General features: G+C 47.2%; 15 protein-coding genes. 9 read left to right on the forward strand and 6 right to left on the reverse strand.

All coding sequences use genetic code 11. The annotated features are described in order from the left end of the window. Nucleotides 1-131: 131 nt before the first annotated feature. The 5 genes from O3276_RS22410 (at nt 132) to frdD (ending at nt 4,927) form a co-directional block, all read left to right on the forward strand. Nucleotides 132-1,328 (forward strand): amino acid permease, encoded by a 1,197-nt coding sequence (locus tag O3276_RS22410; protein WP_269673289.1) that lies wholly within the window; start codon nt 132-134, stop codon nt 1,326-1,328. A gap of 302 nt (nt 1,329-1,630) precedes the next feature. Continuing rightward, a complete protein-coding gene (frdA, locus tag O3276_RS22415) occupies nt 1,631-3,406 on the forward strand; it encodes a fumarate reductase (quinol) flavoprotein subunit (RefSeq protein ID WP_269673290.1) in 1,776 nt (591 codons plus the stop codon). A gap of 9 nt (nt 3,407-3,415) precedes the next feature. Further along, on the forward strand, nt 3,416-4,165 hold the full coding sequence (locus O3276_RS22420) for a succinate dehydrogenase/fumarate reductase iron-sulfur subunit (protein ID WP_163369413.1): 750 nt from the start codon (nt 3,416-3,418) through the stop codon (nt 4,163-4,165). Continuing rightward, nucleotides 4,165-4,554 (forward strand): fumarate reductase subunit C, encoded by a 390-nt coding sequence (locus O3276_RS22425; RefSeq protein ID WP_269673291.1) that lies wholly within the window; start codon nt 4,165-4,167, stop codon nt 4,552-4,554. The genes O3276_RS22420 and O3276_RS22425 overlap by 1 nt, the downstream gene beginning before the upstream one ends. A 19-nt stretch (nt 4,555-4,573) precedes the next feature. Beyond that, on the forward strand, nt 4,574-4,927 hold the full coding sequence (gene frdD, locus O3276_RS22430; RefSeq protein WP_269673292.1) for a fumarate reductase subunit FrdD: 354 nt from the start codon (nt 4,574-4,576) through the stop codon (nt 4,925-4,927). Between the two features lie 48 nt (nt 4,928-4,975). On the opposite strand, the gene O3276_RS22435 is transcribed toward frdD, so the two are convergent. Next, nucleotides 4,976-5,296 carry a hypothetical protein gene (locus O3276_RS22435; RefSeq protein ID WP_269673293.1) on the reverse strand — a complete coding sequence of 107 codons (321 nt, stop codon included), beginning with the start codon at nt 5,294-5,296 and terminating at the stop codon, nt 4,976-4,978. Next, a complete protein-coding gene (locus O3276_RS22440; RefSeq protein WP_269673294.1) occupies nt 5,293-5,712 on the reverse strand; it encodes a hypothetical protein in 420 nt (139 codons plus the stop codon). The genes O3276_RS22435 and O3276_RS22440 overlap by 4 nt, the downstream gene beginning before the upstream one ends. A 130-nt stretch (nt 5,713-5,842) precedes the next feature. Between O3276_RS22440 and O3276_RS22445 the strand changes: the two genes are divergently transcribed. Continuing rightward, a complete protein-coding gene (locus tag O3276_RS22445) occupies nt 5,843-6,538 on the forward strand; it encodes an SDR family oxidoreductase (protein WP_269673295.1) in 696 nt (231 codons plus the stop codon). A 23-nt stretch (nt 6,539-6,561) separates the two neighbouring features. After that, complete coding sequence (locus O3276_RS22450; RefSeq protein WP_269673296.1) at nt 6,562-7,221, forward strand: hypothetical protein; 660 nt, start codon at nt 6,562-6,564, stop codon at nt 7,219-7,221. On the opposite strand, the gene O3276_RS22455 is transcribed toward O3276_RS22450, so the two are convergent. From O3276_RS22455 to O3276_RS22465, 3 genes are all read right to left on the reverse strand, one after another. Next, nucleotides 7,216-7,539 (reverse strand): Hpt domain-containing protein, encoded by a 324-nt coding sequence (locus O3276_RS22455; protein ID WP_269673297.1) that lies wholly within the window; start codon nt 7,537-7,539, stop codon nt 7,216-7,218. The two genes, O3276_RS22450 and O3276_RS22455, sit on opposite strands and share 6 nt — an antisense overlap. Nucleotides 7,540-7,704: 165 nt before the next feature. After that, on the reverse strand, nt 7,705-9,621 hold the full coding sequence (locus O3276_RS22460; RefSeq protein ID WP_269673298.1) for a DUF1631 family protein: 1,917 nt from the start codon (nt 9,619-9,621) through the stop codon (nt 7,705-7,707). 176 nt (nt 9,622-9,797) lie between these two features. Further along, on the reverse strand, nt 9,798-10,082 hold the full coding sequence (locus tag O3276_RS22465; RefSeq protein WP_101744768.1) for a hypothetical protein: 285 nt from the start codon (nt 10,080-10,082) through the stop codon (nt 9,798-9,800). 261 nt (nt 10,083-10,343) lie between these two features. On the opposite strand from O3276_RS22465, the gene O3276_RS22470 reads away from it, so the two are divergent. Continuing rightward, complete coding sequence (locus O3276_RS22470; RefSeq protein WP_163369420.1) at nt 10,344-10,649, forward strand: hypothetical protein; 306 nt, start codon at nt 10,344-10,346, stop codon at nt 10,647-10,649. A 111-nt stretch (nt 10,650-10,760) separates the two neighbouring features. Beyond that, the gene (locus O3276_RS22475) at nt 10,761-11,648 is read left to right on the forward strand and encodes a tRNA modification radical SAM protein MnmL/YtqA (protein WP_269673299.1); all 888 of its coding nucleotides are present in this window, start codon (nt 10,761-10,763) and stop codon (nt 11,646-11,648) included. 460 nt (nt 11,649-12,108) lie between these two features. On the opposite strand, the gene O3276_RS22480 is transcribed toward O3276_RS22475, so the two are convergent. Next, the gene (locus tag O3276_RS22480) at nt 12,109-13,812 is read right to left on the reverse strand and encodes a serpin family protein (RefSeq protein ID WP_269673300.1); all 1,704 of its coding nucleotides are present in this window, start codon (nt 13,810-13,812) and stop codon (nt 12,109-12,111) included. Nucleotides 13,813-13,817 lie beyond the last annotated feature (5 nt).

Genomic DNA, 13,817 nt, shown 5'->3' on the forward strand with positions numbered 1-13,817 from the left:
GCCACTGAGATAAGCAGTATTTACCGCCGTTTGAGGCTTACCTTGTCCAGCAAGACATAATCAGGCAGGTATCTCCATTAAATTCCCCTATCTTTACCACTGAAATTTATATTCAGTAAAGGTACTTGCTTATGTCTGAATCCAGTCGTTCCACCGTAATTGGCAGTGCGTTAATTTTGTCAGGAACGGCCATCGGTGCGGGCATGCTTGCTTTGCCGCTGGTATCGGCCAGTACCGGGTTGATGCCGGTTATGATTATTTTTGCGGTGACGGCATTCTTTGCGGTTATCTCTGCCCTTTATGCCTTTGAGGCCAATGTCGCCATCAAGCCTGGCTGTAATTTGTATACCATGGCAAGCAGAACATTAGGGCGGATGGGAAAGATGCTCTCTGCCATTGCCCCTCTCGGGCTTTTTTACGCATTGATGTCCGCCTACTTTGCCGGGGGCGGATCGTTACTGGCGCAGTACGCTCAAGCAGTGGTTCCCGGAGCTTCCGCTCAACTGTGCGTGATATTCTTTGCCCTGATTGCCGGAGCCTTTGTTTATTACAGCACCCGGGCAGTGGATCTTGTTAACCGTATCTTTTTCACCCTGATGATCGTTACTTTTATGCTTGCCCTGATGTCACTGGCACCTTCAGTGCGTTATGAGAGCATGATACATAGGGCGAGGGTAGAGTATCTATCGGTTCTGGCGGCACTGCCGGTGATATTTACTTCGTTCGGTTATCATGGTGGCATTCCCAGCATTATCATTTATCAAAAGAAGCAGCTGCAGCATATTCCCCTTATTTTTCTGATAGCGACCCTGATCCCGCTGGTGGTTTATATCTTGTGGCTGGTGGCGGTGATGGGGGTATTGCCCGAAGGCTTATTACTGCAAATCAGTCAGTCAACCGGGGCAACGGCTCATTTAATTTCAGCATTAAGCAGTGATAAAAATGTACACACTATTCTGTACCTGTTTTCTGATCTAGCGTTATTGACATCCGTGTTGGGCGTTGCCCTTGGGCTGTTTGATTATCTTGCCAACTTATTACAAAGGGCCGATACCCGCATCCATCGGCTGCAGACCGCCCTGGTGACCTTTATCCCACCGGTTATTATTGCCATTATGTTTCCGGATGGTTTTGTCGCCGCACTGGGTTATGCGGCGGTTGCTCTGGCCATTCTGGCTATCCTTCTGCCTACGGCAATGGTCTATGTACTAAGAAAGCAACCGGCCTATGAAAACCCGTTTCGGGCGCCCGGGGGAACGGTTTTGATGTCAATCTGTTTTGTATTTGGCTGTGTCATCATTGTGTCTCAATTTATTTCGAGGCTATAGGTTTTTTGCGTAAGTTGATAATTAAAAGTGAACCTTTGTTAATTAAACAATAAATCTGCATGCCTTAAAATTTAAGCGGTTGTTTATAGTGGTTTGATCCTATTGGTTTATCTTGAAATTACGGGTTTTCCGAAATATTGATTTATTTTTGTTTTATATCAATGGCTTTAATTTCAGGTTTATATAAACTTCAGTTCTAGATTTTTAACCCTTCTCTCATTATTCATTTTGGCCAGTTCGCTGGCTGTCTCTGTTTGGGACTCTTCCCGGAGATGGTGGTGAACGGCGGTAGAGGTTTGCGTATGCAGGTCATAAAGGCTGATGTAGCCATTGTCGGTGCCGGAGGTGCCGGTCTTCGGGCTGCGATTGCCGTTGCCGAAAAAAATCCTGAGCTTAAAGTGGCATTGATTTCCAAAGTCTACCCTATGCGGAGTCATACGGTGGCTGCAGAAGGCGGTTCAGCCGGTGTCATTCAGGATCATGACTCTCTGGAAAACCACTTTGTTGACACGGTGGCCGGAGGTGACTGGCTCTGCGATCAGGATGTGGTGGATTACTTTGTTTCCCACGCCACTGAAGAGATGATCCGCCTGGAGCACTGGGGCTGCCCCTGGAATCGTAAGGATGACGGTGACGTAAACGTTCGTGCGTTTGGTGGTATGAAGATTGAGCGCACCTGGTTTGCTGCGGACAAATCTGGCTTCCACATGCTGCACACATTGTTCCAGACGTCCACCAAGTACCCCTCCATTGAACGATACGATGAGTATTTTGCCACTGACCTGATCATGGAAGATGGCCGTGCCCAGGGCGTTGTTGCCATCGAAGTGAAAACCGGCGAACCAAAAGTCTTCCTGGCGAAGTCAGTGGTGCTGGCAACAGGTGGCTCTGGTCGTATTTTCCGTTTTAACACCAATGGTGCCATTGTGACCGGTGACGGCCATGCCATGGCCCTACGTGCTGGCGCACCGCTGCGTGATATGGAGTTTGTTCAGTACCACCCGACTGGTCTGCCAGGCTCCGGTGTATTGATGACGGAAGGTTGTCGTGGTGAAGGCGGTATCCTGCTGAACAAGGATGGTTACCGTTACCTGCAGGATTATGGTCTGGGACCAGAGACTCCGGTCGGTCAACCAAAGAACAAATACATGGAACTGGGCCCACGTGACAAGCTGTCCCAGGCCTTCTGGCAGGAGCAGCGCAAGGGCCGCACCATTGAAACGCCACTGGGCGATGCGGTGCACCTGGACCTGCGTCACCTGGGTGAACAGAAGCTGATGGAGCGTCTGCCACTGATCTGTTCCCTGGCGAAAAACTACCTGGGGGTTGATCCGGTGCATCAGCCAATTCCGGTACGTCCTGCGGTTCATTACACCATGGGTGGTGTCAGAGCGGACATCAACTGTGCCACCGATCTGGCCGGTCTGTTCGCTGCCGGTGAATGTGCCAGCGTCGGTATGCACGGTGCCAACCGTCTCGGTTCCAACTCTCTGGCAGAGACGGTGGTCTTCGGTAAGGTTGCCGGTGAAAGTGCGGCGGATTTTGCCAGCCAGAACGTGATGTCTGATGAACGCAAATTGCTGGATCAGGCAAAAGCACACCTGGCGGCTATTGAAAGCCTGCGCAATGCCAATGGTACTGAAAAAGCATCGCACCTGCGTCACGAAATGGTGAAAACCATGGAAGACAGTTTCGGTATTTACCGGGTGGGTGAAGAGATGCAGGCCGGTCTGGATAAGATCTCTGAACTGCGTGAGCGCTTCAAAAACGTCAAAGTGGAAGACAAGAGCAAGGTCTTCAATACCGAACTGCTGCAGGCCTTTGAGCTGCAAAGCTCCCTGATGGTTGCTGAGTGTATGGCCATTGGTGGTGTTGAACGTAAGGAGTCCCGTGGTGCGCACCAGCGTATTGATGGCTTCGAAGCCCGTGACGATGTCAACTTCCTGAAACACTCCGTCACCTTCTATAACGGTGATGCCAAGCTTCGTCTGGAATATGAAGACGTGAATGTAACCCGCTTCCAGCCAGAAGAGCGCGTCTATGGCGCGGCGGCTGAGAAAAACGGCGAAGGGAAGTAAGGAGGCCCCATGAGTGATAAAACCATAACCATCGAGATTCTGCGTTATAACCCGGAAACCGATGACAAGCCGACATTTGGCACTTTCACTATTCCTTATGTGGAAGCCTGGTCCATGCTGGATGCTCTTGAACATATCAAGGATGAACTGGATTCCAGCCTGGCTTACCGCTGGTCCTGCCGTATGGCAGTGTGTGGCAGCTGTGGCATGGTGATTAACGGTACACCAAAGCTGGGCTGTGAAACCTTCCTGCGGGATTATTATCCGAACCCCATTCGGGTTGAGCCACTGGCTAACTTCCCGATTGAAAAGGATCTGGTGATTGACTCAGAAGACTTCATCAAGAAACTGGAGTCAGTGAAACCGTACATCATCAATGCGATGGAGAAGCCGGTTGAGGAGGGAGTGAATAAACAGACGCCTCAGCAGCTGGGCCTTTATAAGCAGTTTTCCATGTGCATTAACTGCATGCTCTGCTACTCCGCGTGTCCACAGATGGGCTTGAACCCACTGTTTACCGGTCCTGCGGTGATCGCCCTGGGCCACCGTTATAACCTGGACAGCCGTGATGATGGCTATGAACAGCGTACCGAAGTGATTCAGGGCAAGAATGGTGTCTGGTCCTGTACCTTTGTGGGTTACTGTTCTGAGGTTTGTCCAAAGAATGTTGACCCGGCCGCTGCCATCAACCAGAACAAACTGCAGGGTTCTCAGGATTGGGCGCTCTCTTTCCTGATGCCACGTAAAGGAGACAAGTGATGAGTCGTCGCCCCTATGTGCGTCCCATGAAGCGCACCTGGTATATGGATCATCCCTTCTACCGCCAGTACATGATCCGGGAATCCTCCTGTGTATTTGATGGCCTCTATGCCATCAACCTGTTTGTCGGTCTGATGCAGCTGGTCAAGGGTCAAGCCGCCTGGAATAGCTGGCTTGCCTTCCAGGCTAACCCGTTAATGATTCTGTTTACCGTGGTTACCCTGGGTCTGACTATTTACCACGCCGTCACCTATTTTGATATGACGCCCCGCGTTCTGCCACAGCAGATTCGTAAAATGGTAAAAGACAGTGTGGTTAACAAATTGATGTACGTTGGCCTGGCAGTGGTTTCTGCCATCATTCTGGCTGCGGCCACCATGGGACTTTGACGGGGATAGGAGAGGGAACATGAGTAATAAACGCCATATTGAACCTCTGTTGTGGAGTCTGTTTGGGGCTGGTGGCACCACTATCGCCTTTTTCTTTCCGGCTATTATTTTTGTGGTTGGTCTGGGTGTGCCTCTGGAAATTATTCCGGCAGAAGCGCTCTCTTATGAGCGAATGTCAGCGTTCTTTCTGGAGAGCTGGATTGGCAAGCTGGCGCTGATGGTGGCTTTGGTGCCTTCTTACTGGGCCTGTATTCACCGTATTTACCACGGTGCTCACGATCTGGGTTTCCACCCGGGGGGTGGGGTAAAAGTGGCCTGTTATGGTGGTACGTTGATTCTCAGCCTGGCAACCATTGCTTTATTGCTGGTCTGATCAGGTTTTATGAGGGGGCTGAGTAAGCCCCTTTTTTTGCATAAAAAACTAGGAAGCTTGTTCAGAGCGTTGGCTTTTTTCCTGAAGATAATTTTGCTCGATGCGCCGTTGATTGCGTGCCTGAGCTATTTTTTCCGCTAATGCCGGGTCTTTTGTCAGTAGCTCTTCCTGCTCGAACATCACTTGATGGATCTGCTCGTGAATTTTCTGGGTGATGCTATTGACCATTTGATTACGATTCGCCGCGGTTAGCGAGTGTGTCTGGATAAAGCTGTCCACCGCCATTCTGATCATGGAACCCAGCGGGCTGTCATGTTCATCGGACTTTTGCAAAATAAGATCGAGACTGCCCAGGTTTTCGAGTGTCATGATTTGAGTCCTCCGGTCAGGGCACCAGCGGCTCTAATTGTATAGAGGTCCGCAAAGTGAATGCCTATTTGCTGATGAATCTCTTTGGGCAGAGGACTGACTGTTTTTATTTCAGCCAGAACTTTATCCAGTTGATCCGTTGTTTTACAAGCAAGAATGGCGGGCAAAACACCACCCCATTGGCCCTGTTCTGTCAGTGCTTTGATCATTTCCAGATGATCAGGTGATAAAGACTCAACCTGACGTTGGCCAACGGCCAGATTGCTGGTTGCATTAGCGGTTCTGTCCGATTGGGGAGTTGCCCTGGTTTCACTGACCTGGCGTCCTCTATGACTGGCTTTGTTATTAGCAAGGGAGGGACCCTCTTGTGCAGGTATATAAGACGTCTGGTTGTCGCCCGTTATTTTTGGAGGCATCTTTTCCATCCCCGGTTTGCCATCATAGAATGTTTTGTAAGTTTTTTGCCTTGTTTACGAGTAAGATAATTTATCGGCGGCTTTAGCTTTATTTCTACCGGAAGCTGCCAGTTTATCCGGGAGAGTCTGCATGCAGAAAATAGTGGTTGTGACCGGCGTTAGCCGGGGGCTGGGTCTGGAACTGTGCCGTCAATATCTTGCGCAGGGTGCCAAGGTTTATGGTTGTTGCCGCTCTCCGGAACAGTCGCAGAAACTGCTGGAGCTGAAACGCAGTGCTGGTTACCAGTTTGAGCTGGTTCCCCTGGATATTACCCAGCCCGGAATGATCCATAACCTGCAATATGTGATTGAAGAGCCCATTGATATCCTGATCAATAATGCCGGAATTTATGGCCCTTTTGGTCTGTCTTATGATGAGGTGACCGTTGATCCATGGATGGAGGTTTTGCGGGTTAATTCGGTGGCCCCGATGATGGTTACGCAGGCACTGGTGGAAAAAGTAGCCCAGAGTCATGAGAAAAAAATCATCATGATGTCCAGCAAAATGGGCAGTATGGGGGACAATCAGAAAGGCGGGAGTTATATCTATCGCTCTGCCAAAGCCGCATTGAATGCGGTGGCTAAAAGTCTGGCTATTGACCTTGCCGGGAAGGGTATCAGTGTCGGTGTATTGCATCCGGGCTGGGTCCAGACGGATATGGGGGGCGTAAATGCTCCGATTGATACGGAAACTTCAATCAGGGGCGTGCGCAAGGTTATTGATCAACTTTCTTTGAAAAACAGTGGCCAGTTCATCAATTATGATGGATCCGTGATTCCCTGGTAAGTTGATTAACCGGTGAAATTTGCATGCAATCTATTGTTCAATCGCTACACTTTTTTGCCCGTTATGGCTTGAGCCTGACGGTCTTGTTTCTATTGTCTGCTATCCCCTCTGAAATCGCAGGCTTTTACCTCCAACAGTCTTTTGCTGGCAATAGCGAGATAAGTGGTGGGTTTGCAGATCTGTTTGCATCAGTGTTGATAGAACCGCTGGCCACGGGGGCAGCGATTTTCTTTATTGAGAGTCGTGATCAGGGCGAGAAGCTAAGCCTTTATGACAGTTTAATAAAGTCGGCGGGTATCTATTTTCCGTTGGCGACCAGTTACCTGCTCGTGTTTGTATTAGCCATGCTTGGGTTTAGCCTCTACCTGATACCGGGATTTTATCTGCTGTACAAACTAATGTTTGTGGAGTTTCGGGTTGTCCTTAAGGGTGAGCCTCCAGTGGAGGCTATTCAGGCAAGCTTTAATCAGACGAAGCAGCAGTGGTCCCTGTTATTACTGCCTTTTACTGTATTGCTGTTCACTCTGCTGTTCTCACAATCCCTTATTAGCTATCTATTGATGAGCCCTGAGAATGTACTGTGGTTACAGGTTATTGGTGGTGTTCTGGAAGCGCCCTTTATGGCGTTTGCCGTTGTGGTTGGCTTTCGGCTGTTCAGCTTGACCAGTCAGCGGCCTTTATAGTTTGGGATACAGGGCTTCGATACTGTTAAACGTATGCTGCAGTTCAAGAAAAAGAGGGTCATAACGTTCCGGTTCCACTTGTTGCCCTGACTGCTCAAGGTCTCCGGCAAGTATTGCCAGTTGCTCCGCCCCGACGATTGCAGCACCACCTTTAATCCGGTGGGCAAAGTTGACAATAAGGGGCGTTTGCTGATTGTTGACCGCTGCTTTCAAATTCAGGATGTCTTCCCGGGTGCTCTGAAAAAATGTTGATAACAACTCTTCCAGCAGGACTTCATCACCGTCGGTGATTTGATGTAAATTTTCCAGATTGATCATAGAAACTTCCTGTACAAATTAAAGATAAATTAGTTTTTCGCCATTAAACGCCAGTGCTTTAGTCAACAGCCTGTTTCATAATGGATGTCTTTACCGGTGTGGCGATAAACAGGGCTGAAAAGTTCTCACCTTTTTCACTGTGTGCTCTATTCATCCGTGGCAGCATTACAAATGTCTTTTGAATCGCTCAAGAACAGCCTGGATCGCCCGGTCGAACACGGGGTTCTCTTCCATAATACGGACAGAACCGTCTTTAATTTCCTTTTTTAGTTCGCTTCCAGAGCGCTCCGCAACACGCATCCCCGAGCTGTTGACAAAAATATAGCGATGACGGTCTTTACTGAGCCGGGCAAGTTTGCAGCTGAGGCGGTGTGAGTCACCTTCGCCAATAAACTCAACCCACTGGCCCGGGTAAAGTCCATCAATAATGACCGGGGTAAATGCGGGTAAATGCTCCTGAGCATCAGCCACTTCGGTCTGTTCATCCGGAAGCAGCTCAAGCTCCTGGGGGGGATCGGTTGCCTCTGGGGCGGGCTCAGACTTGAGCGAATCTTTCAAACTGAGCCCGGACTGCTCGCAGGAAAGGATGATCTCCTCTGAGTCTTCGTCCGAGGGACTTTCTGTCTTAAAGTCAATGGCATGGTCATCGTCGGAGTCTGTTGCCTGAACCTCTTCTGGTGGTTCGTTGAGTGCAGCAGGGTGACTTTTTGAACTCTCTGGCTCTGGTTCCAGAATGATATCCAGATTGGTTTGAAATCCATCAAGACAATCCTGAAATACATCCGGGTTTTCACTGTGGTCAGAGATGATGGTGCGTACAGTATGCTCAATCAGTAGCAGCACATGTTTGCTCAGTTTAGAATCCCGGCAATACAGCATGCCTGCAGACGTTAAGTCATTTAATAAGAGACGGGCCGGGTGCTTTTTATCGGTTAAAAAAGCATCGTTCAGAATCGCCTGTTTTAAAATCGGGATTTGCAATAGGGCTATGGTTTTTTTTACGTCATCAGGCAGGTTGTGATCATCCAGAATGAACTCAAACAACCAGCCGACCATATTGATAAGGTTTTCATGATGGCGTGAGAGTTTTGAATTAACGCCTTGTATTTCCAGGGCATCTACGACCGAGTTATGCAGGTTCCGTATTGACACGTGCTGCTCAAGAACATCCAGTTGCAGTGAGCTGAGGACATTGGCCAGATCAATAGCCTTGATCCGGTTAGCCTTGGCCTCAGGGATGAGTTCATCTTCTGCCAGCATGTCTTCCAGCCGGGATACCAGCTTCTCAGCAAAACTATCCAGAAACTGAGGGTTTCCCATATCTGAATAGTAACTCTGCTGAGGCGCTGGTTGTGTTTGATCTGTGGGGCGGGATGTAGATAGTGGATGATGGGGTGGGTCGGAGGCCGGGTTTGCTTTCAATCGCTCAACCGGAGATGAATGTTTGGGTCCCAGCCCGTTATGGATCATTAACTGGTCGACTTTAAGCCAGAGCTCATCAGCCGCATTATTAAGATGACTGGCAAACCAGCAAAATAATTGTTGTTCAATATCACGGTCTGGATGGAGACTTTCCAGAGCCAAGGCAAAGCTTTCGCAGATGCGCTCCGGGGTGGCAGGATAAGTACCGTAATGCCGGGGATAGGTGCTCTCAAGACTGCTTTTGATTCGGCAAATACGTTCAGAGTTGTTACTGCTCTCAAAATTATTGGTTGCAGAAAGCCAGAGGAGTTGGTGGTCAAGTTCAGAATTATCGAGTAATTCAAGGGTTAAGGCACCTTCTTGTGGTGCGGGCTGTTCACTGTCTGCGTTGGTCAAATGATCGAGGAAGCTTTTCTTGATGAAAGATTCAGACTTCGTCAAACGGTTTTTGATATCGATCCAGCGCATCATATCCTGATCGTTTTTGATATTCTCCAGATTAGTATTTAATTTGGTAAGTAGAACAGGAAACAGCGTGTCGGACTCGGGGTAAATAATTTCTTGAACCAGCTGATTTAATTCAGAAAAAAAAACACTTTGCAGTGGCTTGTTATCACCACCTGGGCTGAGCGGAAAAATGCTGGAAGGCTGAATTGACATGCTGGTCACATCCCTGTACTGCACAATGTCATCTGCAGGGTATGAAATACCCGCAGAGACCACCCATATCACTTTACTAAATATAATTATATTGAGAGCTTTTTATTATATTAAGTAGCTATTAATGGGGCGTTTTAACTACCTTCGGCCAAAAAAAATGACATCGGTTCAGAGTGCTATCCCTGTCTGAGTTCTTTGGCTATTTCCCTGGCTTTATCAAGGGCTTTGTTGAAGCCGTTTTTAAACAGGTTTTCACGAATCTGTCGCTGAAGTTCTTCCGGCGTAATCTCTCCATCTTCCACCGCTGTTTCAGCAAGCTTATTGTCCTCCTTGTTTTTTACCAGGTTTGAAAACTCCTGTGACTGCATCGGATCAATACGATCTACCGGTTTGACATTACCTACCTGGCCCGAGTTATCAGAGGGTAGGTTTTCGACATCCTTATTGGTAATAAGTGACATGGTCTGGCTCTCCGTTGCCCAGTGCAAGCTGGCTGCTGATAATTGATGAGAATATCGCCATATCTGGCGGCATTGTCCGCTAATGCTTTAATCCCTATAAAGCTCAGTTTAGATTATGAACAGAGATTATAAAAAGACAGAAGACCCGGTTTTTTTGTTTGATAGTGCCTCCTGACTGAATGAGCTGACAGCTGGTCTGAAGATCGTAAAGCCGCCTCTATCACCGCCGACAACTGAAACTAGTACAGCCGGGAGAATACTATGAGCGGTGAGCATTTTACGTTAACGATCAGTCAAAGCACGTCTGATGCCGGCGATTTTGCCATACATATGAAAGAACCTGATAAACCTGAGCAGTTGTTAGTTCATTTAAGGTTTATGCCATTGGCTATGTTCGATGAGGCGTATCTGGATGATCTTGTCGGTGTGATGGCAAGAAAGCTGGCAAAAAGAATAATTGAATGGCGTGTAGCTCCCGATGACCCTGATGCAATGGATGCCTGTCAAAATGAGGCTCGTGCCGTCGTTCAGGAAGCTTTGGAAAAAATGAAAAAAAATTCAGGCTAAGCATTGGCCATTAAGTCATGCGTTAAACTCCCTATAGGCTAAACAGGGGGCTGTCGGTATTTTGTAGCGTTTTTGATAACGAAATAACTCGCTATGGACATGACCTGCTTCGTGAATACTTTTGGCCGTTACCTTCGGCAGAAGTACGGAGAAAAAGTACACAAAGTTTCGGTGAATGCGTCGTTTACCTGCCCAAACCGTGATGGTACTAAAGGTATTGGTGGTTGTACGTTTTGTAATAATGCGTCTTTCAGCCCTGGCAGCACTAAAGCGGGAGAAATTTCTGAGCAGATCCGACAGGCTCAGGAAAAGGTGAGTGCCCGAACGGGTGCCAGAAAGTTTATCGCTTATTTTCAGTCCTACAGTAATACCTACGGTGCTCCGGAAGATCTCAGGCGCTATTATGATGAGGCTCTGGCTCAGCCCGGTGTGATAGGGCTTGCCGTGGGAACCCGGCCTGACTGTGTACCCGATCCGGTTTTACAACTGTTGTCGGATTATCAGGCGCAGGGGTATGAGGTCTGGCTGGAACTGGGCCTTCAATCCAGCTTTGATCCTACGCTTGAAGCCATTAACCGTGGCCATAACTTTAGCGATTATGAAGATGCAGTGATCCGAGCCAAACGCTATGGTCTAAAGTTGTGCACTCATCTGATCGTTGGCCTTCCGGGGGAAGAACCTGAAGACAGTCTGGTAAGTTTTGACCGGGTTATTGCTTTAGGTGTTGATGCCATCAAGATTCATCCACTTCACATCGTTAAAGGCACTCAACTGGCCCGACAATGGCGTAAAGAGCTGGTCCGGGAATTATCCATGGAATCCTACACGGATGTGCTGACAAAGATGATCCTTCGGGCTCCAGAGGGATTACTGTTCCATCGACTGACCGGTTCCGGGGAAAGGCAATACCTGCTTTCACCAGAATGGGTAATGTATAAGTGGGACGTTCTTGCCATGCTGTATAAAAAGTTAGAAGCAAATTGTCAGACATCCAATTGAGTCAGTGAATCAGGGCAGTTAGTTGGTGAACGGCAGCAAAACAATCAACTACGCCACCAGGTAAGTGATCAGCATGATTGTTCTGGTTGTGATAGCTGATTAAAACATTTGTCCAGCTCTGTTACTCTGTCAGCCTAAGCCTGCTCATTTTATGGGTTGGTTCCCGCTAAGGAGGGAGCTGCCCCTTCATTCGTTCTCTGGCTCCCTGAAAACACTGTGATAGTTGACTGCATTGCTTGCCAGTTTTTTGCCACGAGTCAGTGGTTTCATAGCCAGCTCCTGACCAAGCACCCTATCTACCTGCTTTGCTTTCTTTTAAGCCCAGACCATAAGCACAGCGAGATTGACGTGATAAGAGCAAAGTATGATTTTAGTCAGGGTGAAAAAAAACTTACGCCAAGCAGCTGAAAAAAGCAGATGACCATTCGCATCGATGAGGATGTGATTGATCATTTTAATGCTATGAGCGTTTATAGTAAAATAATTTTTCTAACAGTTGGGTAGTGATCGGCTCATTTACCACTGTGCAGATTCCAAAATTCTTTTTTTCCAAAACATTAAAATCAACAGCACTGATACAATTGACTGAATGACCTGCTTTGGTGAAATCAATTATTCTTTGCATGAGTGTTTGGGCTTGATTAAAATCTTGGACCTGAATGAGCAGCTTTTGATTGTTTTGGTAGTAATAGGCTCCAAGAATGTTCAATTTATTATCGCCGTTCAGTATCATTTGTATTACTTTAGATATTAAAAAGTTCTGAACGAGATGTTTCGGAATGCCCTGAAATAATTTGTCATATTTTTTTAAAGATTCATCTCGATTGTCATTTTTTGAAGGTCTGAAAAGTGAATCAGTATCCACAGTACTCCCCTGATGAGCTTGCACCGATCTGGCACTCAGGGAGGGGGGCTGAACTTCTTTGCTTTTTGCAGGGACAAGATAGCTTGCATCCTTGATTATCGATTCAAGCAACAGATGTTTACCATTATCGTCCTTAACAATAATAGCAATATAGCCGGGGCAATCAAAATTGAATGGTTCCGGTGGCTCGAAATTACCCCCCCGGTATTTCCTGTTAACGGCTGTTGTTGAAACAACCTCGGCACCCTCTTCATCAATGATGGCATGAATTTTCTGACGCATGTCCAGATGATCATGCCTTGTTTTACCCAGTTTCGATAACATGTCTGCCGTTATTTTAATATCACTGAGCTTGCCAATTTCGTTAAGTAATGAAGTGTCAGTACTGTCTATTTTCATTTTAGGCAGTTTCAAGGTGATTTTTTGCTCTCTCGCTTCCAGTGATTGGTCAATCAGTTGGTGAAGTGTTTCAGTATCAAGATGATTAATACCAGTTGATGAACTATTGACAGGTGTTATTGCAACAAAATAAAGCTTTTCAGTAGCGTGTTGAAATGGTTTTGCAATCGCCGCATAATCCTTTGTAAAGGCACATTTTAAATTCATGGGTTCAGATTCCATCATTTCGACTTCGGCTATCTTGCCATCTGAACACTGAAATCTGGAGGGTGCAGTTTTAAATTCATCAAAAGCATCAGCCCAAATCGCTTCTAAACAAACAACATTACCCATAGAGACGTTGACATCATCACGTTCATCAGGGGCGAACAAGCTGGATATGCGACCGTTGGTTATAGATTTGATAAATGTATCAGTCACATCGGCTACTTTGTCATGTGCCGTAATTTCCAATTTCATTGTGCTGTAGTATTTGGACAAAATTTTAGTAAGGTTAATATCATGACAATGATCCTCTGAAGCAAAATAGTTCACAATAAAACTCTGCGAGTTCTTATCGACAGTGTAATTCAGGCAGAATTGACCCAGTTGTTTGTGGATTTCTTTTTCCAGTGCCGCTGTTAATCGAAGGGATTGGTTTGTCATGCCCAAAATTTTTTCCTTCACGCCAGCATCATCAATGGCAGCCAACAACATGCCCAGTGCTGAAGCCAGGCTTTCGGTGGATAACGCAGTGCTGCGATTGCCAGCAGGATCTATTAGTGCAAAGGATAATTGCCGAATGCGGTTCTGAACAATAGTTTTAGCACAATCACTGAGGTCGTCAGGTTGAGTTTCGTTGATGATAACTTCCTGGACTCCGTAAGGATTAACGGGGAAAGTACTGGCTAAATTGATCATTATAA

Source organism: Endozoicomonas sp. GU-1 (assembly GCF_027366395.1).
GTDB lineage: Bacteria > Pseudomonadota > Gammaproteobacteria > Pseudomonadales > Endozoicomonadaceae > Endozoicomonas.

What these genes read in the sequence shown, in the direction of transcription:
- O3276_RS22410 (WP_269673289.1), top strand. Translation starts at nt 132, where the DNA reads ATGTCTGAATCCAGTCGTTCCACCGTAATTGGCAGTGCGTTAATTTTG.
- frdA (WP_269673290.1), top strand. Translation starts at nt 1,631, where the DNA reads ATGCAGGTCATAAAGGCTGATGTAGCCATTGTCGGTGCCGGAGGTGCC.
- O3276_RS22420 (WP_163369413.1), top strand. Translation starts at nt 3,416, where the DNA reads ATGAGTGATAAAACCATAACCATCGAGATTCTGCGTTATAACCCGGAA.
- O3276_RS22425 (WP_269673291.1), top strand. Translation starts at nt 4,165, where the DNA reads ATGAGTCGTCGCCCCTATGTGCGTCCCATGAAGCGCACCTGGTATATG.
- frdD (WP_269673292.1), top strand. Translation starts at nt 4,574, where the DNA reads ATGAGTAATAAACGCCATATTGAACCTCTGTTGTGGAGTCTGTTTGGG.
- O3276_RS22435 (WP_269673293.1), bottom strand. Translation starts at nt 5,296, where the DNA reads ATGACACTCGAAAACCTGGGCAGTCTCGATCTTATTTTGCAAAAGTCC.
- O3276_RS22440 (WP_269673294.1), bottom strand. Translation starts at nt 5,712, where the DNA reads ATGCCTCCAAAAATAACGGGCGACAACCAGACGTCTTATATACCTGCA.
- O3276_RS22445 (WP_269673295.1), top strand. Translation starts at nt 5,843, where the DNA reads ATGCAGAAAATAGTGGTTGTGACCGGCGTTAGCCGGGGGCTGGGTCTG.
- O3276_RS22450 (WP_269673296.1), top strand. Translation starts at nt 6,562, where the DNA reads ATGCAATCTATTGTTCAATCGCTACACTTTTTTGCCCGTTATGGCTTG.
- O3276_RS22455 (WP_269673297.1), bottom strand. Translation starts at nt 7,539, where the DNA reads ATGATCAATCTGGAAAATTTACATCAAATCACCGACGGTGATGAAGTC.
- O3276_RS22460 (WP_269673298.1), bottom strand. Translation starts at nt 9,621, where the DNA reads ATGTCAATTCAGCCTTCCAGCATTTTTCCGCTCAGCCCAGGTGGTGAT.
- O3276_RS22465 (WP_101744768.1), bottom strand. Translation starts at nt 10,082, where the DNA reads ATGTCACTTATTACCAATAAGGATGTCGAAAACCTACCCTCTGATAAC.
- O3276_RS22470 (WP_163369420.1), top strand. Translation starts at nt 10,344, where the DNA reads ATGAGCGGTGAGCATTTTACGTTAACGATCAGTCAAAGCACGTCTGAT.
- O3276_RS22480 (WP_269673300.1), bottom strand. Translation starts at nt 13,812, where the DNA reads ATGATCAATTTAGCCAGTACTTTCCCCGTTAATCCTTACGGAGTCCAG.